General features: G+C 70.6%; 27 protein-coding genes. 17 read left to right on the top strand and 10 right to left on the bottom strand.

Annotated features, from left to right (window positions below; genetic code table 11):
- Positions 1-172: 172 nt before the first annotated feature.
- Entirely contained in the window at positions 173-1,555 is a 1,383-nt protein-coding gene (locus ACZ60Q_RS09595; RefSeq protein ID WP_469630762.1) for an aminotransferase class III-fold pyridoxal phosphate-dependent enzyme, read from the bottom strand.
- Positions 1,556-1,756: 201 nt separating this feature from the next.
- Between ACZ60Q_RS09595 and ACZ60Q_RS09590 the strand changes: the two genes are divergently transcribed.
- Together ACZ60Q_RS09590 and ACZ60Q_RS09585 are read left to right on the top strand one after the other, a co-directional pair.
- On the top strand, positions 1,757-3,649 hold the full coding sequence (locus ACZ60Q_RS09590; RefSeq protein WP_469630760.1) for a serine/threonine-protein kinase: 1,893 nt from the start codon (positions 1,757-1,759) through the stop codon (positions 3,647-3,649).
- A 136-nt stretch (positions 3,650-3,785) separates the two neighbouring features.
- Complete coding sequence (locus ACZ60Q_RS09585) at positions 3,786-4,361, top strand: TetR/AcrR family transcriptional regulator (RefSeq protein ID WP_469630757.1); 576 nt, start codon at positions 3,786-3,788, stop codon at positions 4,359-4,361.
- A gap of 23 nt (positions 4,362-4,384) precedes the next feature.
- Here the strand turns inward: ACZ60Q_RS09585 and ACZ60Q_RS09580 are convergent, their stop codons facing one another.
- The gene (locus ACZ60Q_RS09580; protein ID WP_469630754.1) at positions 4,385-4,537 is read right to left on the bottom strand and encodes a hypothetical protein; all 153 of its coding nucleotides are present in this window, start codon (positions 4,535-4,537) and stop codon (positions 4,385-4,387) included.
- A gap of 204 nt (positions 4,538-4,741) precedes the next feature.
- Here ACZ60Q_RS09580 and ACZ60Q_RS09575 point away from each other — a divergent pair, with 204 nt between their 5' ends.
- A complete protein-coding gene (locus ACZ60Q_RS09575) occupies positions 4,742-5,695 on the top strand; it encodes an aldo/keto reductase (protein WP_469630751.1) in 954 nt (317 codons plus the stop codon).
- 66 nt (positions 5,696-5,761) lie between these two features.
- Positions 5,762-7,048: a serine hydrolase domain-containing protein gene (locus ACZ60Q_RS09570; protein ID WP_469630749.1), complete on the top strand. Its 1,287-nt coding sequence runs from the start codon at positions 5,762-5,764 to the stop codon at positions 7,046-7,048.
- A 39-nt stretch (positions 7,049-7,087) separates the two neighbouring features.
- Here the strand turns inward: ACZ60Q_RS09570 and ACZ60Q_RS09565 are convergent, their stop codons facing one another.
- Positions 7,088-7,687 carry a TetR family transcriptional regulator gene (locus ACZ60Q_RS09565; RefSeq protein ID WP_469630746.1) on the bottom strand — a complete coding sequence of 200 codons (600 nt, stop codon included), beginning with the start codon at positions 7,685-7,687 and terminating at the stop codon, positions 7,088-7,090.
- 111 nt (positions 7,688-7,798) lie between these two features.
- On the opposite strand from ACZ60Q_RS09565, the gene ACZ60Q_RS09560 reads away from it, so the two are divergent.
- The 10 genes from ACZ60Q_RS09560 to ACZ60Q_RS09515 all read left to right on the top strand — a co-directional run bounded on the left by ACZ60Q_RS09560 (position 7,799) and on the right by ACZ60Q_RS09515 (position 16,077).
- Entirely contained in the window at positions 7,799-8,917 is a 1,119-nt protein-coding gene (locus ACZ60Q_RS09560) for an IS701 family transposase (protein WP_469630743.1), read from the top strand.
- A gap of 135 nt (positions 8,918-9,052) precedes the next feature.
- A complete protein-coding gene (locus ACZ60Q_RS09555; RefSeq protein ID WP_469630740.1) occupies positions 9,053-9,496 on the top strand; it encodes a MarR family winged helix-turn-helix transcriptional regulator in 444 nt (147 codons plus the stop codon).
- Positions 9,497-9,731: 235 nt separating this feature from the next.
- A complete protein-coding gene (locus ACZ60Q_RS09550) occupies positions 9,732-11,177 on the top strand; it encodes an AMP-binding protein (RefSeq protein ID WP_469630738.1) in 1,446 nt (481 codons plus the stop codon).
- Positions 11,177-11,437, top strand: a complete 261-nt coding sequence (locus ACZ60Q_RS09545; RefSeq protein WP_469630735.1) for an acyl carrier protein — start codon at positions 11,177-11,179, stop codon at positions 11,435-11,437. Before ACZ60Q_RS09550 ends, ACZ60Q_RS09545 begins: the two co-directional genes overlap by 1 nt.
- Positions 11,438-11,669: 232 nt before the next feature.
- On the top strand, positions 11,670-12,044 hold the full coding sequence (locus ACZ60Q_RS09540) for an ectoine synthase (protein WP_469630732.1): 375 nt from the start codon (positions 11,670-11,672) through the stop codon (positions 12,042-12,044).
- A gap of 83 nt (positions 12,045-12,127) precedes the next feature.
- Positions 12,128-13,258: an acyl-CoA dehydrogenase family protein gene (locus tag ACZ60Q_RS09535; RefSeq protein WP_469630729.1), complete on the top strand. Its 1,131-nt coding sequence runs from the start codon at positions 12,128-12,130 to the stop codon at positions 13,256-13,258.
- Between the two features lie 14 nt (positions 13,259-13,272).
- Positions 13,273-14,046, top strand: a complete 774-nt coding sequence (locus ACZ60Q_RS09530; protein ID WP_469630727.1) for a transglutaminase-like domain-containing protein — start codon at positions 13,273-13,275, stop codon at positions 14,044-14,046.
- A gap of 144 nt (positions 14,047-14,190) precedes the next feature.
- Positions 14,191-15,036, top strand: a complete 846-nt coding sequence (locus ACZ60Q_RS09525) for a maleate cis-trans isomerase family protein (RefSeq protein ID WP_469630724.1) — start codon at positions 14,191-14,193, stop codon at positions 15,034-15,036.
- 2 nt (positions 15,037-15,038) lie between these two features.
- Complete coding sequence (locus ACZ60Q_RS09520; RefSeq protein ID WP_469631303.1) at positions 15,039-15,275, top strand: DUF6253 family protein; 237 nt, start codon at positions 15,039-15,041, stop codon at positions 15,273-15,275.
- A 55-nt stretch (positions 15,276-15,330) separates the two neighbouring features.
- Positions 15,331-16,077, top strand: a complete 747-nt coding sequence (locus ACZ60Q_RS09515) for a 4'-phosphopantetheinyl transferase family protein (RefSeq protein ID WP_469630721.1) — start codon at positions 15,331-15,333, stop codon at positions 16,075-16,077.
- A 135-nt stretch (positions 16,078-16,212) separates the two neighbouring features.
- Here ACZ60Q_RS09515 and ACZ60Q_RS09510 read toward each other — a convergent pair whose 3' ends face one another.
- The 7 genes from ACZ60Q_RS09510 to ACZ60Q_RS09480 all read right to left on the bottom strand — a co-directional run bounded on the left by ACZ60Q_RS09510 (position 16,213) and on the right by ACZ60Q_RS09480 (position 22,468).
- On the bottom strand, positions 16,213-17,256 hold the full coding sequence (locus ACZ60Q_RS09510) for a serine hydrolase domain-containing protein (protein ID WP_469630719.1): 1,044 nt from the start codon (positions 17,254-17,256) through the stop codon (positions 16,213-16,215).
- Between the two features lie 75 nt (positions 17,257-17,331).
- Entirely contained in the window at positions 17,332-18,423 is a 1,092-nt protein-coding gene (locus ACZ60Q_RS09505; protein ID WP_469630717.1) for a glycosyltransferase family 4 protein, read from the bottom strand.
- Between the two features lie 5 nt (positions 18,424-18,428).
- Positions 18,429-18,965, bottom strand: coding sequence for a dCTP deaminase (locus ACZ60Q_RS09500; RefSeq protein ID WP_469630715.1), 537 nt, complete (start codon positions 18,963-18,965; stop codon positions 18,429-18,431).
- Positions 18,962-19,501, bottom strand: coding sequence for a dCTP deaminase (dcd, locus tag ACZ60Q_RS09495; RefSeq protein WP_469630712.1), 540 nt, complete (start codon positions 19,499-19,501; stop codon positions 18,962-18,964). Before dcd ends, ACZ60Q_RS09500 begins: the two co-directional genes overlap by 4 nt.
- The gene (locus ACZ60Q_RS09490; protein ID WP_469630709.1) at positions 19,498-20,703 is read right to left on the bottom strand and encodes a metallophosphoesterase; all 1,206 of its coding nucleotides are present in this window, start codon (positions 20,701-20,703) and stop codon (positions 19,498-19,500) included. The genes dcd and ACZ60Q_RS09490 overlap by 4 nt, the downstream gene beginning before the upstream one ends.
- Entirely contained in the window at positions 20,700-22,025 is a 1,326-nt protein-coding gene (locus tag ACZ60Q_RS09485) for a UDP-N-acetylglucosamine 1-carboxyvinyltransferase (protein ID WP_469630706.1), read from the bottom strand. The genes ACZ60Q_RS09490 and ACZ60Q_RS09485 overlap by 4 nt, the downstream gene beginning before the upstream one ends.
- 2 nt (positions 22,026-22,027) lie before the next feature.
- Complete coding sequence (locus ACZ60Q_RS09480) at positions 22,028-22,468, bottom strand: ATP-binding protein (RefSeq protein ID WP_469630703.1); 441 nt, start codon at positions 22,466-22,468, stop codon at positions 22,028-22,030.
- A 177-nt stretch (positions 22,469-22,645) separates the two neighbouring features.
- On the opposite strand from ACZ60Q_RS09480, the gene ACZ60Q_RS09475 reads away from it, so the two are divergent.
- The 3 genes from ACZ60Q_RS09475 (at position 22,646) to ACZ60Q_RS09465 (ending at position 26,096) form a co-directional block, all read left to right on the top strand.
- Positions 22,646-23,911, top strand: a complete 1,266-nt coding sequence (locus tag ACZ60Q_RS09475; RefSeq protein ID WP_469631300.1) for a helix-turn-helix domain-containing protein — start codon at positions 22,646-22,648, stop codon at positions 23,909-23,911.
- Positions 23,908-24,465 (top strand): flavoprotein, encoded by a 558-nt coding sequence (locus ACZ60Q_RS09470; protein ID WP_469630700.1) that lies wholly within the window; start codon positions 23,908-23,910, stop codon positions 24,463-24,465. Before ACZ60Q_RS09475 ends, ACZ60Q_RS09470 begins: the two co-directional genes overlap by 4 nt.
- A gap of 443 nt (positions 24,466-24,908) precedes the next feature.
- Positions 24,909-26,096, top strand: coding sequence for a MarR family transcriptional regulator (locus ACZ60Q_RS09465; RefSeq protein ID WP_469630697.1), 1,188 nt, complete (start codon positions 24,909-24,911; stop codon positions 26,094-26,096).
- Positions 26,097-26,110 lie beyond the last annotated feature (14 nt).

The following is a 26,110-nucleotide window of genomic DNA, read 5'->3' as shown; positions in this document are numbered from 1 at the left end:
GGATCACCTCTGGCTCGGGTCACCTTAAGCCAGGGCCCCCGCCGTGCCGATTCCGGGCACGGCGGGGATGCGTATCCCCGTACGTACGGGGATACGTACGGGGACGCGTACAAGGTCGATCACGTACGGAACCAGATCGTCCGGTCGCTCGGCGTACGGGCCGGGAGTGCCGTTACGCGCCCCGCACCGTGTACGTGTCGGCGACGGAGAGCGCGACGTCCAGGGCCGCGAGCCCTTCCTTGGCCTCGGCCTCGGAGACGTTGCAGGCCGGGACGGCATGGGTCCGGTTCATGTTGATGAACGGCCACAGCCCCTGCTTCTTCGCCGCGGCGCCGAAGGCCGCCATGGGGGCGTTGGCCTCGCCCGAGGCGTTGTACGGGACGAGCGGCTCACGGGTCTCCCGGTCGCGGACCAGGTCCAGCGCCCAGAACGCGCCGAGGCCGCGCACCTCGCCCACCGAGGAGTGGCGTTCGGCGAGTTCGCGCAGACCGGGGCCAAGGACGGTCTCGCCGATCCGGGCCGCGTGCTCGACGACCTTCTCGTCCTCCATCACGCCGATGGTGGCGACGGCGGCGGCGCAGGCCAGCGGGTGTCCGGAGTAGGTGAGGCCGCCGGGGTAGGGGCGGGTCTCGAAGGTCGCGGCGATCTCGGCGTTGATGGCGACTCCGCCGAGCGGTACATAGCCGGAGTTGACGCCCTTGGCGAAGGTCAGCAGGTCCGGCACGACGTCGAAGTGGTCGGCGGCGAACCAGGCGCCGGTGCGGCCGAATCCGGCCATCACCTCGTCGAGCACGAAGACGATCCCGTACCGGTCGCAGATCTCGCGGACGCCCGCCAGATAGCCCGACGGCGGGGTCATGATGCCCGCCGTGCCCGGGATGGTCTCCAGGATGATCGCGGCGATGGTGGCCGGGCCCTCGAAGGCGAGGGTGTCCTCAAGGTGCTGGAGGGCGCGGGCGCACTCCTCGGCCTCGTTCGCCGCGTGGAACGGGGAGCGGTAGAGGAACGGGGCCCAGAAGCGGACGACGCCCGCCGAGCCGTTGTCGGAGGGCCAGCGGCGCGGGTCGCCGGTGAGGTTGATCGCGGTGGAGGTCGCGCCGTGGTACGAGCGGTAGGCGGAGAGCACCTTCGGGCGGCCGGTGTGCAGCCGGGCCATGCGGACGGCGTTCTCGACGGCCTCGGCCCCGCCGTTGGTGAAGAAGATCTTGTCCAGGTCACCGGGGGTGCGCTCGGCGATGAGGCGGGCGGCCTCGGAGCGTGCCTCGATCGCGAACGCGGGCGCGAAGGTGGCGAGTTTGCCCGCCTGTTCCTGGATCGCGGCGATCACGGTGGGGTGCTGGTAGCCGATGTTGGTGTAGACGAGCCCGCTGGTGAAGTCCAGGTAGCGGTTGCCGTCGTAGTCCCAGAAGTAGGACCCCTCGGCGCCGGCGACGGCGAGCGGGTCGATGAGGCCCTGGGCGGACCAGGAGTGGAATACGTGCGCGCGGTCCGCGGCCTTCACGGCCGCACCGGCCGCGGGGTCGGCGGACGGGGCATGAGGGGCTTGAGGGGTCATGCGGCGAGCCTAGGCTCTGATGGGGGCGGTCCCCATGGCCACCTTGTACGACCTGGAGCGGATGGATCGGCAGGGTGTCGGGTCGCCGGGGCGGCCGGGGTGGAACCAGAGGGTCCGCGTGTCGTGTCCTAGAGGGGAGCCGGGGCCGGCGTCGGGTGGCGGCGCTATCCTCGTGCGGGCCGCACCGGGAGGAAACGCACCATGGAAAAGCTCGGGTCCGACGACCCGCACCGCATCGGTGCGTACCGTCTCCTCGGCCGCCTGGGCGAGGGCGGCATGGGCCAGGTCTTCCTCGCCCGCTCCGACCGCGGCCGCACCGTCGCCCTCAAGCTCGTCCGCCGTGAGCTCGCCGAGCAGCCCGAGTTCCGGGCCCGCTTCCGCCAGGAGGTCCGTGCCGCGCACCGGGTCGGCGGCACGTGGACCGCGCCGGTACTGGACTCCGACACCGAGGCCCCCGTCCCCTGGGTCGCCACCGGTTACGTCGCCGGGCCCTCTCTCCATCGCATCGTCTCGGGCCGCCCCGGCGCCCCGGTCACGGACTCGGGGGCGTACGGGCCGCTGCCGTTGCGTTCCGTACGGTTCCTCGGCTCCGGGCTCGCCCACGCCCTCCAGCACATCCATGGTGCCGGGCTCATCCACCGGGACCTGAAGCCCTCCAACGTCCTGATGACCATCGACGGTCCCCGGGTCATCGACTTCGGTATCGCGCGCGCCCTGGAATCCGTGCCCGACGGCGATCTGACCCGCACCGGCGCCCTGATCGGCTCGCCCGGCTTCATGGCCCCCGAGCAGGTGCGCGGCGAGCGCGTGACCACCGCGTGCGATGTGTTCTGCCTCGGGTCCGTCCTCGCGTACGCGGCGTCCGGGCGGCTGCCGTTCGGTGCGGCGGAGAGCGGCGGGGTCCATGCCCTGATGTTCCGGATAGCCCAGGAGGACCCGGACCTGACCGGGGTTCCGGAGGACCTGGCCGGCGTCGTCCGGGACTGTCTGGCGAAGGACCCGGCGGCCCGCCCCGGCACCGGCGAGATCCTGGCCCGGCTGGGCGAGGCGGAGGCGGACGAACCCTGGCTGCCCGCCACCCTCATCGCCCAACTGGGCCGCCATGCGGTGGGGTTGCTCGACGCGGAGGACCCGGAGGACCCACGGGGCCGGGAGGACCGGGAGGACCCGCGCGTCCGGGAGGACCCACGGGGCGCGGAGGACCCACGGGGCCAGGAGGATCCGCGCGTCCGGGAGGACCCGTACGGCCCGCAGCACGCCCGGCGCGCTCAGCATCCGCAGCGCCCCCACGCCCCGCGGCATCCGCCCACCCAGGCGGCTCCGCACCACCGGCAGCACCCGCAGGCCGCCCGGACGAGCCCGGAGTCGCCGCAGAGCCCTGTACCGCCGCCCGCCGCCCCGATACCGCCGGGGCCCCACCCGTACGCGCCGCACCACTCCCCGTACGGCGACCCCGTCGCCCAGCAGCCGGCCCCGCACCCGGCGCCCGGCCCTGCCGCCGGACAGCCCTTCCCTCCGGCCCACTTCGCGCCCACCCCTGCCTCGCCCGCCCGGGAGCGCCGCTCCGCCGGGGCCACCGCCGCGCTCATCGCCGTCGCCGTGGCCGTGGCGATAGGGGCGGGCGGATCGGTGTACGCGTTCATGAACGGCACCGCCCCGGGCGACACCGCCTCCCCCGGCCCGTCGGGCTCCGCCAGGCCCGGCGGGTCCGGCAGCGGACAGCAGGGCGGCGAGGGAGCGGTACCGAAGGAATTCCTGGGCACCTGGACCGGCTCCATACCCGGCGAACAGGGCGCTTCCTCACGAACGTTGACCATTCGACAGGGGGACGTGGGCGACCAGGTCCTCGTCCTCACCGCCGAGGGCCCCCTCGACTCCGGAGCCACGTACCGCTGCGAGTTCAGCGCCTCGCTCTCCAGCCGCCCCGCCGGGGACGGCCCGGTCCGCGTCGGCCCCTCCACGGTGTCCTCCGGCCGCCCGGCCTCCTCCTGCACCTCAGGGAAGCCCACCGAACTGACCCTGCTCCCGGGCGGGGACCTGCGCCGGTCCACGGCCGGGACGGGCGAGGACCTGATCTACACCAGGTCGGACTGACAGGCTCCAGGAACCGGCGCACCGGGCGGCTCCACGCCCGCCCCGGAGGGCGGCGTCCTCCGCTCCCTCCTCCGCTCCCGCTCCCTCCCCCGCGCTCTATGCTGCGAGGAGACCGAGCCCACCGAGGAGGCCCCGCGTGGCGACAGGGCGCACCGACCCCGAGCGGCGGGACCGCATCATCGACGCCGCGCTGGACCTCATCGCCGACGAGGGCGTCGCGGGCGTCTCGCACCGTAAGGTCGCCGCCCGCGCGGGCGTTCCGCTCGGCTCGATGACGTACCACTTCTCCGGCATGGACGAGCTGCTGCACGAGGCGTTCACGCGTTTCTCCGGCACGATCGTCGCCGTCTTCGAGGAACACCTCGGCGCCGCGAGCACCCCCGCCGAGGCGCGCGAGGCCGTCGCCGATCTCGTCCACCACCTCTCCGGCGGCCACCAGCGCGAGCTGATCCTCACCCACGAGCTCTACACCCTCGCCGCGCGCCGGCCCGCCTACCGCGAGCTCACCCGCACCTGGATGGGCCGCAGCCGCCGCGCCCTGGAATGGCACTTCGACCCGGCCACCGCCCGTCAGCTGGACGCGCTCATCGAGGGCCTGTCGATCCACCGCGCCCTGGAGACCGAGCCCCACGAACGCGCCCTGACGGTCGAGGCGATCACGCGGATCACGGCGCCGGCCCCCGCTGGGAACCAGGGGCCGCGACGCGACTGAGTGCCGTATGCGGCCTGCGCGGCCTACGCGGCGTGCGCGGCGTGCGCGGCCACGTACGGCACTCGGATCTCCCGGCCCGCCTCGCCGTTGTGGCCCCGGGCGAAGAGCTCGTCGGCGGTGACGGCGACCCCGTGACGGGCCCGCGCCACGAGCTGCCGGACGTGCCGTCGCGTCACCCTGGAGGCCAAGGAGCCGCCTGGCCGGGTACGACCCGTGCCGCACGTCCCGCCGAGCGTGCGGCTCCTCTCCCCACAGCGCTCGGTGGACATCCCGAAGTAGTCCGGAGGTCGGCAAGTAGCGACGGGTTCCTGGGCTTCGGCGTCCCGGGCTGGTGCTATGAAGTGGTCGCTTTCCTCTGTGGAGAAGGGAGTTCTCGCAGGATGCGAACCACAACACTGGGCAGGGACGGGCCGGTCGTCGGCCGGCTGGGTCTGGGCGCGATGGGCCTCTCGTACCGCTACGCCCCCACCCTCAGGGACAGAAGCAAGGCCGTATCGCTGGTCCAGGAGGCGGTGGATCTCGGGGTCAACCTCGTCGAGACGGCCGGCGCCTACGCGGCCGGGGACAACGAGCGGCTGATCGGTGAGGCCATCCGCGGGCGCCGGGACGAGGTGGTGCTGTGTACCGGCGGCGGCCTGCTCGGCGACGCGGACGGCGCGCTGCGGCCGGCGGGCAGTCCGCAGGAGCTGCGGGACGGCGTCGACGAGAGCCTGCGCCGGCTGCACGTGGACCACATCGACCTCTATCTGCTGCGCCGCGTCGACCCGGGCGTACCGCTGGAGGAGAGCTGGGGTGCGCTGGCCGAGCAGGTCTGGGCGGGAAAGATCCGCATGCTGGGGCTGCCTGTCGTCACCACGCGGGAGGCCCGCGACGCCGAAGCCGTGCACGAGGCGGCGGCGATAGCCGCCGAGGTGTCGCTGTTCACGCGCTGCGGTCTCGACGACGTCGTGCCGTACGCGGTGGAGCGCCGGATCGCACTGCTGGCCGGCGCCCCACTCGGGCGGGGCCTGCTGACCGGTGCGCTGGCCCGGTCCGACGACCTGGCCCCGGACGACTGGCGGCGCACCCAGCCCCGCTTCGCCCCGCGCGCCATCCGCCACAACTTCGCCCTCACGCAGGCCGTCGCCCAGGTGGCCGCCCGGCACGAGGCGACACCCGCGCAGGTCGCGCTGGCATGGCTCCTGCGGCTCGGCGATCACGTGGTGCCGCTGCCCGGCACGACGGTGCCGTACCACCTCGCGGAGAACCTCGAAGGCGACCGGGTCCGGCTGACCGAACAGGACCTGACGGACCTTGAGTTCCTCCCCTACCCGGCAGGCGCCCCCGAGGTGTGAGCCGGGCCCGGCCCACGCACCGCCCACCACCGTCCCTGGCTCCCCACCACTTCTGGAGTTCTTGACATGACGACCTCTCTGGTACGGCAGGTCCTCCCGCGGCTCCGGCCCCGGCCGACGGCGGCCGGCGTCAACGGAACCACGGCGCCCGGGTTCGCCGCCGTGCGCCATTCCTTCGAACGGGCCTGCCGGGACGCGGGTCCGGCCGGCTCCCAGGGAGCCGCGCTGGCGGTCGTCAGGGACGGTGAGACGGTCGTCGACCTGTGGCACGGCACCGCCGACCCGGTCACCGGGACACCCTGGACCGGCGACACCCTCGAACCGGTGCTGACGGGATCCCACGGAATCCTGGCCACGGCCGTCCTGCTGCTCGCCGACATGGGCGCGCTCGCGCTGGACCGGCCCGTCGCCGACTACTGGCCGGAGTTCGCGGTGCGCGGCAAGGGGGCGGTGACGCTGCGGGACGTGCTGACGTTCACCGCCCGCCTCCCGGGCATGGCGGCGGCCCTGGACCAGCGCGATGTCGAGAACCCGCAGATGATGGCCGCACTGCTCGAACTGCACAGCCCTGAGGAGGATCCGCGGGCCGGCGGTGTGCTGCACGGGCCGTGGACAGCCGGGTGGATCGCCGCCGAGGTGATCCGCCGCGTCGACGGCCGCGATCTCGACCTGTTCTTCCTGGAGGAGATCGCGGGCCCGCTGGGCCTCGACATCCATTTCGGCCTCGTACCCGACCAACTGCCGTACACCGCGCGGATCTCGTACGACGCGGACTTCCGCGCCCGCTTCCCGGCACTGGACGGCGGGACGGGCGACGGGACCGGCGGCAGCGGGGCGGGCGATGGGACCGGTGGCAGCGGGGCGGACCTCGCCGGGCGGGTGTGGAACAACCCGTCCCCGTTCCCCATGGACGCCGGGGTGTGGAGCGAGAGCCGGCGGCGGTACGCGGTCATCCCCTCACTGGGGGCGTACGCGTCGGCCCGCGGCCTCGCCCGGCTCCAGGGGATCCTGGCGGCGGACGCCGTACGGGCCCCGGGCGAGGAGCCGCTGCTGTTGTCGCGCCGCACCCTGGACCAGGCGCGGAGCTTCTGGGTCGAGGGCCTGGATCCGCTGCTCGGCGGGGTCAGCGCGTACGGCGAGGGCGGCCTCCAGCTCCTCGACGAGGGCCGTCACCCGGCCGTCCGCTCCGGCGCCTTCGGCCACCAGGGGCCCGGCGGAATCGCCTACCAGGCCTGGCCGCAGGTCAGATCCGGGGCCGCCCTGGTCCGGAACCGGCTGACGGCGGTACCCGGCACGCAGATCCTGGACGAGGTGGCGGACGCGGTGGCGAGGTCGCTGCGGACGACCGTCTGAGACCGTCCGGACCAGGGCGGGCGGGGCGGGGCCCGTCCTTCAGACGGCCTCCGCCCCGCAGCCCGTCCGGTCGGCGGCGAGGCCGTGGAGGACGACGTCCCAGACCGAGTCCCAGACCTTGTCCCAGGACATGTCCCGGGTCTGGCCGCCGACGGCCATAGCGCCCTCCGCGAGGTGCGCCAACATGGTCACGGCGTCCTCGGGAGATACGCCGGGACGGAGCCGTTGCGCGCCATGGGCCCGGCCGAGCAGCCCACGGAGCACGGGAAGCCAGACCTCGGCCAACGGCCGCAGGCACTCGGGGCGGTCGGCCTCCATCCGGCGTGTGGCGCGCACGAAGGGGTCCTCGTGCGCCAGCCGGGCCAGAACACCGATCAGGGTGCGCAGTTCCCGCAACGGGTCGGCGACGCTCTCGGCCGCGAGTTCTTCCAGGCAACGCCCGAAGCGGGCACGCCCGGTCGTGCGCACCTCCTCGGCCAGGGCGGTCTTGTTCCGGAAGTGAAAGGTCAGAGCGCCGATCGAGGTCGCGGCCCGCCAGGCCACCCGCTGGAGGGAGGCGCCTTCGTAACCGCGGTCGGCGAACTCATCAGCGGCCGCTTCCAACACGGCCTGGCGCGTCCTGGCCGCCCGTTCCTGCATGCGCCTTCTCCTTGGACCTCGGCAAGTAGTCGTTCTCTCGGAGAGAAATATAACGAACATTCTCTATGTTTGTTAGTCTGCTCAGCGACGCCCACCTGGGAGGGACCTGCAGTGACGACGACGCACGAGACGCCCGACATGGCGACGGGCCGACCGCTGGGCGACCTGCCCCAGCTCCTGTTCGGCCACCTACACCGCTCCGACCAGCAGCGATGGGGACAGGTGTACCTCCAGGGGCTGCTGCGGACACCGGGAAAGAAGACCGTGCGCCGGATGGCGGCCGTCGTGACCGGCTCGGAGGCCGCGTCGACGTCGCTGCACCAGTTCGTCAACGCCAGCCCGTGGGAGTGGACGCCGGCGCGCGGCGAGCTGGCCCGCTGGGCCGCCCGGTCGCTCCCGGTGCGGGCCTGGACGCTGGCGCCGGCGGTACTGCCCAAGCGCGGCAACTGCTCGGCCGGGGTGCACCAGCGCTTCGTGCCGGAGTCCGGGCGTACCGTCAACTGCCAATTAGGCCTCGGCCTGTTCCTGGACGCCGGGCGAACACACGTCCCGGTCGACTGGCGACTCTTCCTGCCTCCCCGGTTCACCCGCGACGAGGCGGTGCGCGACCGCGCGAAGATCCCGGCGACGACGCGGGCCCAACCGCTCTGGGACCACGCCCTGCACCTGGTGCAGGGGATGACGTCCTGGTCGAACGGGCGGACGGCGCCGGTGGTGGCCGACCTGACGGCCCTGTGCGACGTCGCGCCGCTGGCGCAGCGACTGCATGGCGGCGAGCACCCCTTCGTCCTCGCCATCCCGGGTCAGACCACCCTCGCCGGGCCGGAACTGCCACCCGGAGAAAGGGAGTCGGCGCGCGGCATGCTGCTGCGCCGGGGTGTACGGCACCCGGCGGGGGCGGGCCGGCAGGTCATCTCGTACGACACTCCCGTACACGGGCTGCGCCCGGACGGCGAGCGCAGCCACGGGACGGGTCGGCTCATGGCCGAGTGGGACGCGAGCAGCGGGCGCCCGGGACAGATCTGGCTCACGAACATCACCGACCGCCACCCGGCCGAACTGCTGGAGCTGACCCGTTCACCCCAGGGGGCACAGGCCTCGATCGACCGCATGGGCGAGGATTTCGGCCTCCTCGACTTCGAGGGCCGTTCCTTCCCCGGCTGGCACCGGCACATGACACTCGTCTCGGCCGCCTATGCCTGCAGCGCCCTGGAGGGCATGACCCGCTGACCCCGACCCCCGAATTTCACTTGCACCTACAACTACATATCGGCCAGGGTCCCCTTCATGGGCATCACTACTCCCCAGATGATTGCATGGGCATGTATCTTGTTGTTCATCGCAGTCGAGAAGGGGAGCCGTTCCATGACGATCCACCAGCAGCCGCGCGCCGCCTCCGACCAGACCATGTGGGAGGCCGTCCTCGGCCTGCACGCCTTCGTAGAACGTCAGCTCGCGCACACCCTGCAACGCCGCTACGGCGTCGGCCTCTCCGAGTACCGCGCACTGGAGGCCCTCACCCACGCCGAGAAGGGCGAATGCCGCATGCAGGAGCTCGCGGACCACATCGGCCTGGGCCAGAGCTCCGTAACTCGCCTGGTGGGACGCCTGGACAGCGCCGGCTACGCCTACAAGGACAACTGCGCCGACGACAAGCGCGGCGTCTTCGCCGTCATCACCGACGAGGGCCGCAAGCACTACCAGGACGCCCGCGCCACCTACGCCGACGTTCTCAGCTCGGCCCTCAACACCGCGAGCGCCGACGACCAGCTCGCCCGCGCGGTGCAGGCACTGCGCAGCGCCGCCTGACACGACCACGACAGACGGCGGGACACGTCCGGGCGACCGGACCTCCCGTCGTCTTTTGCATGTTCGGGGTTCTTCTTCCACCTCCGGACCTGTGACCTGGATCACGGGATCTCAACTTTTACTTGCTTGACCATGCAAATAAAACCCCGTAGGTTCTCTCTCGTAGCCAGACTGCCCATCCACCGAGGGGGGACCGTTGCCTTCGCCTCGCCTGTTGCAGGCACTCAGCAGACACGTGCAGGAAAAGCCCGACAGCACCGCGCTCGTCTTCGCCGGCCGGCGGGTCACCTACGCGGACCTCGACCGGCTGGCCGGCCTCGCCGCCGCGGACCTCGACGGCACCGGCTTCGGATCGGTACGCGCCCTGTGCGTACCGGCCCACAAGTCGCCGGAGACCGTAGCGCTGCTGCTGGCGGCCTGGCGTCAGGGGATCAACACCCTGGTGCCGTCGCCCAGCCTGGGCGCCGCCGCCCTCTCCACGCTCACCGCCCAGGCCCACGGCCCGCTGTCGGCCGTCGCGGTCCCCGGTGGCGGTGCGACCCTGTCACGGGAGGAGGCCGACCTCGCGCTGTCGGACGGCTTCAGCGCCCCCGACCCCGAGGAGTCGCTGCTGACCCTCACCACCTCCGGGTCCACCGGCGTGCCCAAGCTCGTCCCGGTCCGCACCGGGGCCTACGACCGCTTCGCCGACTGGGCCACGGAGAAGTTCGGGATCGACGGCCGCACCAGCTCGCTGAGCTTCTCGCCGCTCAACTTCGACCTGGCCCTCCTCGACGTCTGGACCGTGCTGGAGGCCGGCGGCACCGTCGTCCTGGCCGACGCCGGAGCCAGCGGGGACGCCGGCTATCTCCGCGAGCTCGCACAGAGCAACGAGGTGACCCTGGTCCAGGGGGTGCCGCTGCTGCACCGGCTCCTGGCCGTGGACGGTGCTCGCTATCCGGCGGTGCGCACGGTCGTGTTCACCGGGGAGGCCGTGTCCGAGCAGGGGCTGCGCGACACGTTCGCCGCCTGCCCGGCCGCCCGCTTCCACAACGTCTTCGGCTGCACGGAGACCAACGACAGCTTCATCCAGGACATCGATCCGGACACGTACGTGCACCCGCTGCCCATCGGCGCCCCGATCGACGGCACCGACGCCGTGGTGCTGATCGAGGGTCCCGACGGCACCGAGGTCCTGCGCGGACCCGGCACCGGCGAACTGCTGGTGCACACCCCCTTCCAGACCTGTGGCTATCTCGAACAGGCCCGCAACGCCCATGCGTTCATGCCCGACCCGCGCGGCGGCGGCGCCATGTTCTACCGAACGGGCGACCTCGTCCACCGCGACGCCGACGGCCGCTACTTCCTCCAGGGGCGAACCGACTTCCAGGTCAAGGTGCGCGGCGTGCGCACCAACACCATGGAGGTCGAGACCGTCCTCGGAGCGCACCCGGACGTCGTCGAGGCCGCCGTCGTCGCCCTGCCCTGCCCCGAGGCCGGCACCCGGCTGCACGCCGAAGTGGTGCGCCGGGACGGCACCTCCCTCAGCTCACTGGGCCTGCGGGCGTACGCGGCGAAGCACCTGCCGCGGCACGCCGTGCCCAGCTCGGTGGGGCTCGCCTGTACCCCACTGCCGAAGACCGCGACCGGCAAACCGGACCGCAACTCGATCAAGAAAAACCAACTGAACGGAGACGCTTGATGAGCACCGTCACCAACGACCCGATCCGCGACTACATCGTCAGTGAGTTCCTGGCCGGCGAGGACGCCGAGGACCTGACCGACGACTTCGACCTCATCGAGAGCACCGTCGTGAACAGCCTCGGCCTGGTCCGCCTCATCTCCTGGATATCCGAGACGTACAGCATCCCCGTCGACGACATCCCGCTGGAGCCGGCCGCCTACCGCACGCTCGCGGACATCCGCGGATTCGTCAGCAAGGCCGCTCCGGCCTCGGTCTGACGACCCTTCTCCTCCCTGCACGAACCCCACGAACCCCACAAGCTCCACAGGCTCCGCAAGCTCTAAATGCACTTCGCGCCCTACGCGCCTGATGAGCCCCACACACCCCATGCGCCCCACGCGCCCCGAGAGCACCGAGAGCACCGAGAGCACCGAGAGCACCGAGAGTCCCCCACACGCATCGCACCGGCAGCACACACGTCCAGAAAACAACGATGACAGGAGCACTTCCATGATCGTCCGTTCTCTCTCCGACGTCCCCGCGATCGAGTGGGGCAGCGGCACCAGCCACCGCCTGCTCACCGAGGCCGACGGCATGGGCTTCACCGTCTGCGAAACGCTGGTCCGCCAGGGCACGACGAGCGCGCTTCAGTACCTCGGCCACCTGGAGGCCTGCTACTGCATAGGCGGCTCGGGCGAGGTGGTGACCGTGGACGGCGCCCACCACAAGATCACGACCGGGACCATCTACGCCCTGGACAAGAACGACGCCCACCACCTGGTCGCCTCCGACGACGAGGACCTCCTCCTCGTCTCCGTCTTCAGCCCGGCGCTGCGTGGCGACGAGAAGCACTCGCTCTCCGAGGACGGCTTCTCCCGCTACTGATCCGTACCGCCGGGTGCGGGGCCGCGACGGCGCGGCCCCGCACCCGGTCCCCAGCGCCCAGCGAAAGGCAAGGCAGACCACTCATGGCATCAGAGAAGGCCCCGGACACGTACGGCATCACCGCGCCTTACGGCGACGAGCTGAACGATGACGTCACCCGCTGGGACCGTGCCGGCGAGTTCCCGCACGACAAGTGGAAGCCGCTGCAACGGTCCGGCCTCTTCACCCTCCCCTTCGCCCCGGAGTACGGCGGCGCCGGCCGGACGCTCACCGAGACCATGGCGGCGCTGGAGGGCCTCGGGCACACCAGCCGGGACGCCGGCCTGAACTTCTCGGCGTCCACACAGATCGTCAGCGTCGGCATCCCGCTCCAGGCGTTCGGCTCCGAGGACCTGCGCGGGCGCTACCTGCCGCAGGTCACCTCGGGCGAGGCGATCACCGCGCACGCGATCACCGAGCCGAGCCACGGCTCGGACGTGATGAACATCCGGACCACGGCCGTCCGCGAGGGCGACGAGTACGTCCTCAACGGCGGCAAGATGTTCATCACCAACGCCCCGGTCGCCGGTCTCTTCCTGCTCTACGTCCGCACCGGCAAGCCGGGCGCCTTCGGGCTGAGCACCTTCCTCGCCGAGCGCGGCACACCGGGCCTCACCGTCGGCGAGCCGCTGGAGACGATGGGGCTGCGCACCTCCCCGATCAGCGAGGTCACGCTGGAGGACGTACGGCTGCCCGTCGGCAACCGGCTGGGCAGCGAGGGCGCCGGCTTCCTGATCATGGACTACGTGATGAAGCGGGAGGTTCTCTTCTCCTTCGCCGTGAACCTCGGGGAGATGACCCACCGGCTGAAGCGGGTGGTCGAACACGCCACCACCCGGCAGCAGTTCGGCAGTGCCATCGGCAAGAACCAGGCGGTCGCCCACAAGATCACGGACATGAAGATCGCCGTGGAGACGGCCCGCAAGTGGCTGTACGACACCGGTCTCAAGGTCGAGCAGGGCAAGGACGCGTCGCTGGACGTGGCCGCCACCAAGATCGTGGTCAGCGAGGCCAACCAGCTCACCGCCCAGCACGCGATCCAGATCTTCGGCGCCCGCGGCTACCTGACCGGCACGGGCATCGAGCGTGAACTGCGCAACGCCACCGCCGGCTCCATCTACTCCGGCACCAACGAGATCCAGCGCAACTGCATCGCCGCCCTGATGGGCCTGTGACGAGAGGCATTCGCATGACCGAGACCCTGGCCCACGCCCTGTCCGAGCAGCCGACGGCCGACGCCCTGTCCGAGCGGCCGGCCGCCGGCGCCACGGCCGCACAGCCGACCGCCGACGACCTCGCCCGCCTCACGGCGGCCACCGATTTCCTCGACCACGAGCACGGGAGCGTCAAGGCCTTCGTCGACAAGGCCCTGGACGGGATCGACCGCGAGACCGCCGGCCAGGTCGGCCTCGCCGTCGCCCTCTACTACGCGGTGCGCGACGGCATTCACTACGAGGTCTACGGCGCCGACCTGTCGCCCGACGGTCTGAAGGCGTCCAGCATCATCGCCGGCGGCAAGGGCTTCTGCCTGCACAAGTCCGTCCTCTACGCCGCCTGCTGCCGCGCCGTCGGCATCCCCGCCCGGCTGCACTACAGCGACGTCCGCAACCACCTCGCCTCCGACCGGCTGCGCGCCTACATCGGCGGCGACGTCTTCTTCCACGGCCTGGCCACCGTGTATCTCGAAGGCCGCTGGCTCCAGGTGACCCCGGTCTTCAACAAGCTCCTGTGCCGGCTGTACGGGATGACCCCGCTGGAGTTCGACGGCCGCTCCGACAGCCTCTACCACCCCTTCGACGCACAGGGGCGGCAGAGCATGGAGTTCCTCACCGACCACGGCGACTTCGACGACGTGCCGTACGCGTTCGTGATGGACAACATGCGCCGCAAGCACCCGAAGTTCCTGGACGAGGACGGCACCGGAACAGTCAGCGGCGGCTCGCTCGCCGACGAGGCGTCCTGACCCGCGCCCCGTATCCGTAACGGCACAGCAGACAGAACAGACAGAACAGGCACACAGGCACACAGGCACACAGGCACAGCAGCAGCAACAGCAACAGCAACCACACAACACAACACACGAACGGCAGAAGAGGAGAAGCACCCCATGACGCAGTTCCAGGCCCGCGAGGACGGGTGGGGCGCGGTCGCCCGCATAGGCGTCGTCGTTCCGCACGCGGACGTCGGGCCCGAGTCGGAGCTCCAGGCGATGGCGCCCCGCGACGTCTACATCCACGGTTCGCGCGTCCACTTCGGGGCGATGCGCCCCGGCGGGGAGATGGACCCCAAGATCCCGCACGACCCGGTGCGCGCCTTCATCGACCCGCCCTTCATCGACGACGCCGTCCAGCTGCTCGCCGCCTCCCCGCTGGACTCCATCGCCCTGGGGTTCACCAGCTCCGCCTATGTCCTGGGCGCGGACGGCGAGCAAAAGCTGTTCGAGCGGCTCGCCGAGCGCACCCGCGGCATTCCGCTCACCGGCACGACCCACGCGGCGACGGCCGGCTTCATCGCCCTGGGCGCGGAACGGATCGCACTCGTCAACCCGCCGTGGTTCGACGACGAGTTGTCGGCGCTGGGCGCCTCGTACTTCGGCGAGCGGGGCTTCGACGTGGTCCACCACGCCCCCTGCGGCCTGCCCAGCAACCAGAAACTGATCACACCGGAGGCGCTGGTGCAGTGGATCGAGTCCGCCGTCGCCCCGCAGCGTCCGCAGGCGGTGCTGGTCGCCGGCAACGGCGTTCGCGCCGTGGGCACCATCGCGGGTCTGGAGGAGCGGCTCGGGTTTCCCGTGCTCACCGCGAACCAGGTGCTCTTCTGGCACGCGCTGCACGCCGCGGGCGGGAGCGAGGCGGCGGGGCGGATCACCGATTACGGAGCCCTGTTCGGCGTACGCCCCGAGGGCGCTCCCACGGCCGCCGCCATGAGAGCGCCCGTGGGAGCGGCCCGGTGAGCATGCTGCCCGCGCACGGTTACCAGGCCGCCGTGCAGGAGACCTGCGACACGCCGGAGTACCACCTGCAGCTCGTGTGCTGGCACGACAACGGTACGGGCGTACGCGGCATGGTGCTGTACCGCGGAGCGCTCCGCCCGGCGGAGCAGGTGCCGGGGTTCCGGCGCTATCTCGCCTCCGATGACCTGGAGCAGTACGCCACGACCGGCCCGTGGCCGCTGCTCGCAGCCACCGTCTGATCCGACCCGCGGCGGGGACCGGCCGGGTCCCCGCCGCATCAGGAGCCGTATCGACATGACACACGACCTCAAGTGGTCCGACGCGCCTCCGGGAGAGGTGCTCGATCCGGTCGGCATCTGGATCGTCCGGGCCCCGGCCGGGCAGCGCCTCCTTCCCGGGGCGGCACCGCCCGACTGGCTGGACGAGAAGGAACGGAGCCGGCTGGCCTCGATACCGCAACAGGCCGGCCGGGAGGCCTACGCCTTCGCCCACTGGGCGCTGCGGAGCGTTCTCGGGTCCTCGCTCGGCTGCTCCCCCGGGAGCGTCGGCTTCCTGCGGCAGCCGTGTCCCGGCTGCGGCGGGGCGCACGGAAGACCGGCCATCCGCGATCCGGCCCCGGACGGCGAGCCGCCGGAGTTCTCGATGTCGCACAGCGGGGACCACGTCGCCATCGCGGTCGCCGAGGCCACCATCGGCATCGACATCGAGTCCTGGCCGACCCCGGAATCCGTCGCCGGCTATCTGCCGTTCCTCCACCCGAGGGAGCAGCAGTGGCTGGGCGGTCGCCCGGAGGACGAACTCGTCCGGGACTTCGCCCGCCTGTGGACCCGCAAGGAGGCCATGGCCAAGGCGACGGGACAGGGCATGGCCGCCATCATGAACCGGCTGGATCTCACCGGTCAGCCACTCGGCTGGCGGGTGCGGCAGCTGCTCGCACCACCCGGGTACGAGGCCAGCTTCGCGGTCCCGGCCTCGGTGCACGTCGCGGTCACGGTGCACGAGAGGCTGCCGGAGCCGATGCCGGAGCCGGTGCGCGCCTGACAGCCGACGGCGGGCGGCCCGTATCCCCCCCGTGAAGGGATACGGGCCGCCCGCCGCACCCGCGTGGTGCGGCCTACAGGCGGGGCGCCGGGCCGTCGGACGGTGCGTCCAGCAACGCATGCGAGAGCGGTCAACTCACCGCCCTCTCGTGAATGCCAGCTCGCGGAACGCGTTGCGGACTTCGGCCAGAAGCTGCCGGTCGCGTGTGTAGTAGAGCTTGTTCGTGAGGAGGACGGCCCAGTGGCCGGTAGTTGGCGAGATCCACATTCCAGTACCGGTGAACCCGTAGTGGACCCACACGTCGTCCGTCTCGTCCGTTCCAGGCGCCGGGTGCCAGAACAGGCCGCGGGCCGGTTCGAGGCCGCCGGTCTGGATGGTGAGCGACTGCGCGGTCCAGCTGGGTCCGAACCCGACAGGGGGCCCGACCGCCGAGGGGGCCAACATGTGGCGCAGGAAGTGCGCCAGGTCGTCGAGGACCGTGAAGGTACCCGCGATGCCGCAGACTCCGCCGAGCAGGCGGGCCGAGAAGTCGTGGGCGACGCCCTTGAGATGGGTATCCGTCTCCTGATCCAGCTCGGTGGGGGCGCAGCGGGCCGCGATTTCGGCGGGCAGCGGGCCGAAGCGGGTGGTTCCCATGCCGAGTGGCTGCCAGGTTCGCTCGGTGGCGAGCTGGTCCAGGGGCATTCCTGAGAGGTGCTCGGCGAGGAAGCCGAGGATCAGGGCCGCGCGGTCGGTGTACTCGACCGCCTCGCCCGGCGGCCGATGCAGTGGTTCGCGCAGCACGCCCTTGCGGATGTCGTCGTGGTTCGTTCCGTACTGGTTCTTCAACTGGGCCCGGAGGGGGACGCCAGCCGTGTGGGTCAGCAACTGTCGCGCCGTGACCTGGCCCAGCTCGTAGCCGGTGACCTCCGGCCAGTAGGTGGCGAGCTGGTCGTCCAGGTCGAGGCGGCCGGCCTCCCAGAGTGTTCCGATCGAGGACCAGACGGCGAGGATCTTGGTGAGGCTGGCGGCGTCGAAAACGGTGTCCAGCTGCATTCGGTGTTCTGGCTCGTCCGGGTTGAGCACCCCCGTGCAGCCGCTGGCCTTGGTGCTGGTGGAATCCCCCACGGCCCAGACCGCACCGGGATAGACCTTGTCTCGGACGCCTTCGTCCAGCAGGGCTTCGATACGGTCGATCATGGTCTCCCTCTGCTTCCTGGGGTCTCCGCCGCTCAGCGTAGTGACGGGACGCGGCGACTCGCGGTTCGGCGCGGCCTACCTCAGCACCTGGTGTCCAAGAGCGTGTAGAGCGCGTTGGGTGGAGGAGAGCGGGTAGCGCCGGGCGTTGGCGAGCCCTGCTTCTCGGAGTGCGGGGAGCCTCCCTCTGGAGTCCCGCATGCGGTGCAACTCTCTGGCTACGGCGCCAGGCCGGGTGAAGTCGGTGGGTGCTGCGGAGGCGCTGAGCACCTCGTTCAGGCCCGGCACTGGTTGGTAGAGGACGGGCAGTCCACACGCTTGTGCCTCAAGAGCCACCAGCCCCATGGCCTCCAGGGTGGTGGAGGGCATCACCAGAAGGTCGTGGTCCGCGAAGGTCTTCCACAGCTGGGGACGGTGGAGCCAGCCAAGGTAGCGGGCCTGGATGCCTGCTCGCCGTAGCAGCGGTGTCATCGCCTGGAACTCGTCTCGCGGTGCGGCGATGCTCAGCTCGATTCCGCGGGTCGGCGCGAGGCTCTTGACCAGAGCCTCGGCTCCCTTCTCAGCCGTGAGTCGACCGGCGTACAGCAGGCGGAGGCGGCCCGCCGGTTGCATCGCGCGGCGGGGCGGCGGGCTGCTGAGTAGGTGGTTGGGGACGCCCCATGGGATGTGGGTGATCTTCCTGCGGTCCGTGCTCGGGGCCAGCTTGAGAAGGCGATCGGCCATCGCGCCCGTAGGCACCACGATCGCGTCCGCCGACCGCGCTGCCTCACGCAGGACCCGGTTCTGGTCACGGTGGCTTTCGGCGAAGAGCAGGTCGGTGCCGTGGACCAAGGCGATCCTGGGTGGCGTCGGCAGAGCCCGCATCAGGGCCGGGGTCGCGCCGAAGGCAAGGTGCTGGAGATGAAGGACATCGATCTTGGACGGGTCGATAGCCCTCCGTAGGGCCTCACGCAGTTCGGTTACGTACCTGCCGAACGCGGGGCCCTCCAGGCACTTACCTCGAACCCGCAGGAGCTTGAGGCCGACCCTGGGGCGCGCATCCGACTCCTCGGCGGCGAGCATGAACGCTTGGGCCGGGATGCCGGGTCGGTTGCCGGTGTAAAGGTCCAGGAAGAGTTCAACGCTTCCTCCCGGGCTGCCGGCAGGAAGGTCCAGGGCCGTGGCAACCATGGGGTTCACAGTCGGTCGCCCCGCATCTCCTCGTATAGGCGGGAAGTCTCAATGCCCTTGCTGGTGCGGTACTTGCGGCCGTGCTGCTGGTAGCTCGCCGGATCGCCGAAGGTTTGGTGGAAGGTGACCTTCCCGAACACCATGAGCGGATAGACGCGTACGGGACGGGCTGCCCGTATCTCCAGGGTCCACCGGATGGCATGGCCCTGGTGGCCGAGCGGGGCGGAGACATGGACCCAGATTCCGAGGGCGCCGACACTTCGGTTGCCGTTGAGGAGTTGGGCGTACGTCTCCGAGCCGGTCCTCTCGTAGGTGATGCCCAGGTACAGGCGTTCCGGCAGCAGGACGTATCCCTCAGGGGGGATGGTGACCGTCCGGCTCTGAGTGCGGGTTGCTGCGTCGAGTTCGCCGTCGCACACGCGGAGAGTCTCGCCGAGCCGCCAGTCGTATGCGTTGGGCGAGAGCCGGTCAGGGTCGTAAGGATCGATGGTGACGGCGCCGGCAGCACGCGCCGCGGCGATGGCCGGTCCGGTGAGGATCACGAGACCGCCGATCCGAAGACGGGGTTGTCGCGCCAGTACGCGGAAGGCTGCGGGCCTGTGGCTGCCTGGTATTTGCCGGTGTACAGATCGACGGCTCCGACGGCGACGAAGAACATGATCTGGCCGATCTTCATGCCGGGGTATACCCGCAAGGGACGAATCGCTGACAGCATCAGCGTCCACTGCCCGTGGAAACCGATGTCCCCGATCGGTGCGGTGATCTCGACGAACAGGCCCAGTCGCCCCACCGAGGACCTGCCGAAGAGCAGGGGCACGAAGGAATCGGAGCCGACTTCTTCGAGGATGTGGCCGAGGTAGAGCTCGCCGGGTTGCAGGACGTATCCGTCCTCGTCCATGCGTACATCCGCCGTGGGGTTCGGACGGTGGCTGTCGATGACTGGTGTCGTGTAGGTCAACAGGGTAGGACCGAGACGGACGTTGTAGCTGTTGGGGTTGACCTGGTCCTGGTCGAAGGGCGCGATGCGTAAGCGACCGTCTACCGCAGCGGCAGTGATCTCGGGGCCTGTCAGGATCACGGCATTCCTCCTTCAACCAGTACCTGTTGGACGGCTTGGCCGAGAGATACGACGGCGTGTCTGGGCTGTCCACCGAAGTACGCGTCGGCCAGGTAGCCAGTGGTCAGCACGGTGCGGATGCCGGGTGGCAAGGGAGCGGGTGCAGTGATGAACGGCCCTACCTGCGCCGGCAGGGACGCCAGCAGCGAGACGTGCTGTTGATCGTCCGGCAGCATCACGTTGACGAGGTGGTTGTCGAATGGCTCGGTCGCGAGCAAGTCGCCCACGGTAAGCGTGCTGTGCAAGGGGACGGGCCGCAGCGCGGTCTCGTTGAGGAGTACCGCCTCCGCCCCAAGCCTCGTGCGCAGGCGCCCGGCCACCTCGGCAAGCAACACGCTGCGGTCGGGTAGTCGGTGCCGGTAAGCCGGAACGATGGTGCCGAGGGGCGAGTCCATCCGGCGGCGCAGGATTTCGATCTCCGCGAGAAGCGGTGCCAGTTCGGGGCAGGGGCCGTCGGACATCGGTGGTAGGAGATTCGTCTGGGTGTCCCACCCGCCAGCCCCTGGTTCGGCCAGTGCGTAGCCAATGCCTAGCTCGCGCCCTTTGAGAACCAGGGTGTCTCCTACGCGAACCGGTCCGTACCGCTTGCTGTGGCAGTGTCCGGCGAAGATCACGTTGAGGAACGGGCAGGCTTCGGCGATGCTCAGGTCTTCGGAGAAGCCGGAGTGGCTGAGCAGCACCCAGTCGTCCACCTCGTGGTGGTGGGCCGACATCAGCTTTCGCAGCGCCCGCACCGGGTTGATGACACGTTGCTGGGTGCGGTCGGCGTACGGGATGGCGTTGAACGCCTCGATGCCCATCACGGCTGTCACCCCCACGCGTCGGTCGCCCACGGAGGTCAGATGGATACGGCGGAACGCAGCGTCGCGACTGACCTCGTCCACGATGTTGGCGCACACGGTGAGCCGGTGGAGATTCGGTTCGAAGTAGTGAGTCCAGCCGTGGTTTCCTGGAGCGATCACGTCGTACAGGCTGGTGAGGATCTGGCGCTCGACCTGGCCACCGCCGATCCGGTAGTAGCCGCTGCCTTCAAAGAAGTCGCCGCAGTCGACGACGAGTGCCTCGGCATGAGCCGTGTGCAAGTGGTTCAGCAGGGGCACGGCGTCGCCGAAAGCGGAGTGGACATCGGTCGTGGCCAGGATGCGCCGTATGGTCCGCGTCATGCCATGACCTCGCAGATGTCGGCACCGAGCGCACGGAGCTTGGTGGGGAGGTCTGCGTGGCCTCGCCGCAGTTGTTGCAGTCCTCCGAGCGTGGTGACGCCACGAGCGGTGAGGCCGGCGATGAGGAGGGCCGAGCCGGTACGGATGTCGGTGGATTCGACGCCCGCGCCGTTGAGGTACTGCGGGCCGGTGATTCGGCACTGAGTGGGCGAGATCTGCTCGATGCGCGCACCCAGCACGGCGAGCTGAGGCACCAGGTTGCTGTGGCGGCCGGGGTTGATCGTGTCGGCGAAAAGGTGCGTGCCGGGCAGCCCCAAGGTCAGTGCCATGAGCGCGGGTTCGAAGTCGGCGTCGAGGCCGCCGGGGGAGAGGGAGGCGATGGCGCGCAAGGAACGGCCAGTCGGCTGCGTGTTCTCGGCGTGGACCGTGAGGGCGTCCTCCTGCGCGGCCACCGGAATCCCGAGCCAGCGCAGCGCTGCCACGAGCGCAGCGACATCTCGGCCACGCACGCCCTCGATGCGGCCGTTGCCTTTCGTGGCCGCGAGTGCGCAGACGAGCGTTCCCGCTTCGATCTTGTCTCCGGGGATGGCCCAGACGACGGATCCCTCCGGGGCACGATCGGCCGGTGGTGCTAGGACGATCAGACGCTCGGTCGCTTGCGTGTCCCAACCCGCTGACTTCAGTGCGTCCAGGACGCTGATGACCTCGGGAGACAGGTTCGGGTGTCCCAGACGCAGCGGGCGGCCCGCGACCACGGCTCGGAGGATGGCCGCGACGGTCGCGCCGCGCGACCGGAAGGGCAACATGATCGATGCGGAGTCGGTACGAGCGCTCCCGGCCACGACGGTGTAGCCGCGGTTGTCCACGGCGTACTGGTCCCCGAACGCCTCGTACACCCTGAAGTGTTGTTCCATGCCGCGCTCGCCGATCTGGCAGCCGCCCGGCCATGGCAGGACGGCACGCCCGTGGGCGGCGAGCAGAGCGGGCACCAGGTAGTACGAGGCGCGGATGCGGCCAGCGGTCTCGAACAGTTCCGGAGCAACGGGTCCGACGTGACCGCCCAGAACAAGAACCGCGGCCGGGTCACCGACTGCGCGGGCGAGCCGGTGCCCGGCCTGCTGCAACAGCGTGAGCATGGCCTGCACGTCGGCGCTGGCCGGAACGTTACTGATCTGCACCGGGCGCCCGAGGGCCGCAGCCGCCGCGAGAAGCGGCAGAGCGGCGTTCTTGGAGCCGTCGACGGTCACGGTCCCGGCGAGTGGCGGGCCAGGGCGGACCGCGATCACTTCTGCCTTCATGGGAGGGATCTGTGTGGTGGGCATGGTCATCTCCTCGGAAGCAGTACGTGGATTGCCGCATCAGGACGCGGAGGATGGGTGTGAGCCGGGATATCGGCCCAGCACCGCTTCCCCGACGCAGTGGTCTCGACGCCGTGTCCCAGGGCCAGGGCAGCCACGATGAACAGGCCGCGGCCGTGCTCGTCGTCCGGGCCCGACAGGCCGGCCTTCGGGCGTACGGAGCTGGCGTCGCAGACCTCGATCCGAACCCTGTCGACGGTCAACCGCACGGTCACGGAGATCGGGCCCTGACCTGCGTGCTGCACCGCGTTGGTCAGCAGCTCGCCGGCTACCAGCGCCAGGGTCTCCGCCATGTCGCCTTCGGCAGGGAATCCCCAGCCGTGCACGCCTGCGACCACTTGGTGTCTGGCATCGCTGACGGCGTATGCCGTGCTGGGGACGGGAAAACTGAAGCAGTGCGGTTCCACAGGGTGCCTCCCGGTCGAGTTCGGCTCCACCAAGGAACCGCCCGGGGTGGTGCGTGGACCAGCTCAGGCGCATGGTCGGCATGTCTTATGCAGAAGCTGCATGACCGCCAAGTGGACTGTGAATTAAGCTCGTTCGGCAGGCAGGATCAGGCGACGGCGAGAGGAGCCGTGGCACAGATGACTGATGCGCACGACGAGGCGAAACGGCTCGGCGAAGTGCTGCGTCGCGCCCGTGTATTGGCCAGGCGATCCCAGGCAGACGTCGCCACCGCGCTCGGCTACCACCAGTCGAAGGTCAGCCGCCTCGAACAGGGCAAAGGCACCGAGGACTCCCAGGTACTGCGCGCTGCCGCTCGGGAACTGGGCCTCCCGTTAGCCTCCGTCGGCCTTGCCGACGTCCCCGACGCCAGGAGCCTCGAACCAGAGACAGATGACATGCGTCGCCGCAACTTCCTCGCCGCGAGCTTGGCCACTTTGGCTGCACCCACCGCCCCTTCCCACTCCGGCTGCGGAGCACTTGTCCAGGCACTCCTCCCTGGGCCCATACCTCCCGCACAGGATGAAGACCAAGACCTGCCCAAGCTCGGTGAGCGCATTTCGGAGGTTCGCCGACTGTTCTACGCGTGCGACTACAACCGCCTGGAGGACACGCTTCCGTCCCTGATCACCGACCTCCGCAACGCGGCAGCAGGCTCGGACGAAGCCGCAGGACTGCTGGCCACCGCCTACCAGACCTCGGCCAGCCTGCTTCTGAAGCGGGGTGATCACGGCAACGCGTGGCTTGCGGTCGGACGTTCCATGGCGGAGGCGGAGCGCAGCGGCGACCCCGTGGTTCTGGCCTCCAGCGTGCGCGTCCACACCCACCTGCTGGCCCGGGAGCGGCACACATCGCAGGCCATCACGCTCGTCCGGCACACCGCCGACCAGCTCACGGGCGCCTACGACCAACGCTCCCCGCGCTATCTGGCCGCTCTCGGCCTGCTCCTGCTCCGCGGGGTCACCGCTGCAAGCGGTGGCGGCGACCGCTCGGCCACCCGCGACTTTCTCACCGAGGCCAAGGAAATCGCCCGGTACGTCGCGCTCGACCGCGCCGACGCCTGGGCCAACTTCAGCCCGACGAACGTCTCCCTGCACGAGGTCAGCGCGACCGTGGCCTTCGGCGACGCCGGGCTCGCCTTGGAGGCCGCGCGTCCCCTCATGCGTCGGCACATCCCCGCACCCGAAAGACGGGCGGCTCTGTGGGTCGAAACGGCGCGTGCTTACAGCCAGCAGGGCCGGCTCGCCGACGGATACCAGGCGCTGCGCATCGCCGAGAGCTGCGCCGCGCAGGACATCCGGCGTCCGGCCATCCGCGAGTTGGTCGCGGACATGGCCGCCCGCGACCGTCGTCGTACGCTGCCTGAACTGCATCACTTCAGCCGCCAACTGGGAGTACCCGCATGAGCGATCAGTCCGGGCACGAAGCCAGCAAGCCGTTTCTGTACGTCGTCGTGTGCGCGGCGGGCATCGCAGGTGATGTCGACCGGTTGATCTCGGCAGCTCAAGAGGCCGGTTGGGAGGCGGGCGTCGTTGCCACCCCTCAAGGTCTGGGCTTTATCGACGCGTCGGCCATCGAAGCGCAGACCGGCTACCCGATTCGGTCGGCCTGGCGGGCCCCCGCTGACCCGCGCCCGCTCCCGCCCCCGGACGCCATCGCTGTCGTACCTGCGACGTTCAACACGATCAACAAGTGGGCGGCCGGGATCTCGGACACCCTGGCGCTGGGCATCCTGTGCGAGTCGTACGGCCTCGGCGTACCCACCGCCGTCCTGCCGTACGTGAACGCGGCCCAGGCAGCCCACCCCGCGTACTCCGAAAGCCTTCGGAGGCTGCGGTCCATGGGGGTCGTGATCGGTTCCTACGAACCCCACCGCCCCAAGGCCGGCGGTGGGGCGGACCGTTTCCACTGGGAGGAAGCGCTGGACCTGCTGGCACCCAGACTGTCCGCGCAGGAGTGATCACCTGCGCCGGGGCGCGAAGCAGAGGTTCACTCTGCCTATCGAATCAGTTGTTGCTACTGCGATACACGAATCAGCCAACGGCACCGTCGCCCCGACGCTCGGAGCTCGGCACCCAGGACGCGAGCGCCGGAGCGGGCCGTTCACTCGTGCGGGGGTATGTAAACGGGGCCCCGGCCCGAAGCTCGGGGCCCGGGTCACGGGTGTCGGGACGCGAGACCCGGGCTTCGAGCCTCCTCTGTAACCGGTAGGTAAAAGAGAGGGGTTGGGAAAACCTCCCCACCCTCCCGACCCCGTCACGGCCAGCAAGTATGACTAATCGCGGCAGCTTGCGGTGCGCTGCCACGACTGCTTACGGTGCGAGAACCAAACGACCCCGACACGGTGTTGAACGCACCAGGCCGGGGTCTCACCACAAGATCCAACCCCAGAAAGCCGATCTCATGGCTACCCAGCACACTAGCCCCGCCCTGCGCGCCCCCGCATCCTCGCCCCCGTACCCGATGGCAGCGCCCGGTTACGGCAAGCGGTCCGCTCCCGGGCAACTTCCCCGACGCGGCGACGACTTCGCCTTACTGCCGACCCGCGAGCGGTACGTCGCCGGATTCGTCGACCACCTCCCCGACGGCGCGTCGATGAGCGTGAAGACCCTGGCCAAGCAGCTCCCGCTCTACGGGCAACAGGCCATCTCCACCGCGCTGACCGCCCTCTCCGTCGCCGGGCACCTGCGGCGCGTACGGTGCGCGGTCGGCCAGGGCGAAACGACCCGCTGGGCGTTCCGCACCTTCTGGTCCCGCACCGCCCACGACAACGAGTGGTGGAACACCTACCTCGCCGCCGAGAACACCCGGGACGTCGGCTCCGTACCGGAAGCGGCCACCTCCGGCACCGTCACCCCTCCGCCTCCCTGGGCCCCGGCCGAGGAGCCGCCCGCGCCCTCAGCGCCGGAGGCCCCCCGCCCAGAACCCGCCCGGCAGACGGCGCAGTCCCCTCGCACGGACGCCGCCCCGGAGCCCGCAGATCCCGCAGATCCCGCGAAACTCTCGCCCCCCGTCTCCGTACCTCACCAGCGCGCCCCCTCCGGCCCCTCGGACACGGCACCCGCGCCGGGCCCGGCACAGGGCACCACTCCGGCGACCACTCCGGCAACGGCCCCGGCTCCGGCGGCAATCCACTCCCCCGCCTACCTCGCCCTCGCCCGGCTCGGCCGCAAGGACCATCGCCTGGGGCTCTCCGCCGGCGACTGCGCCGCCCTGGAGAGGCAGGCGGCCGAATGGCTCGCCCGGGGCGTGGACGCCGACTACCTGACCGCCGCCCTCACCGCAGGGCTCCCCGCCCACGTCGACTCCCCGGTCGGCTTCGTCCGCCGCCGCCTCACCGACAAGATCCCGCCACGGCTGCCCGCCGAGCCCGCCTCACCCGACACCCCCACCCACCGCATCCTGATGGAATGCACCGACTGCGGCACCCCCGGCCGCCCCGAAGCCCTCCCCGACGGCCTCTGCCGCCCCTGCCGCACCACCCACACCTCCAGCACCGCCGAAGAGCCCGTAGACACTCGCGACATTCCCCACGCTCCCGACATCGGCGCCTACATCGCCGAACTCCGCGACCTCCTCAAAGCGCCCTGACGCTGCGCTTGTTG

This window comes from Streptomyces sp. NPDC104313 (assembly GCF_055583985.1).
This window is presented reverse-complemented; position numbering and strand designations above follow the sequence as displayed.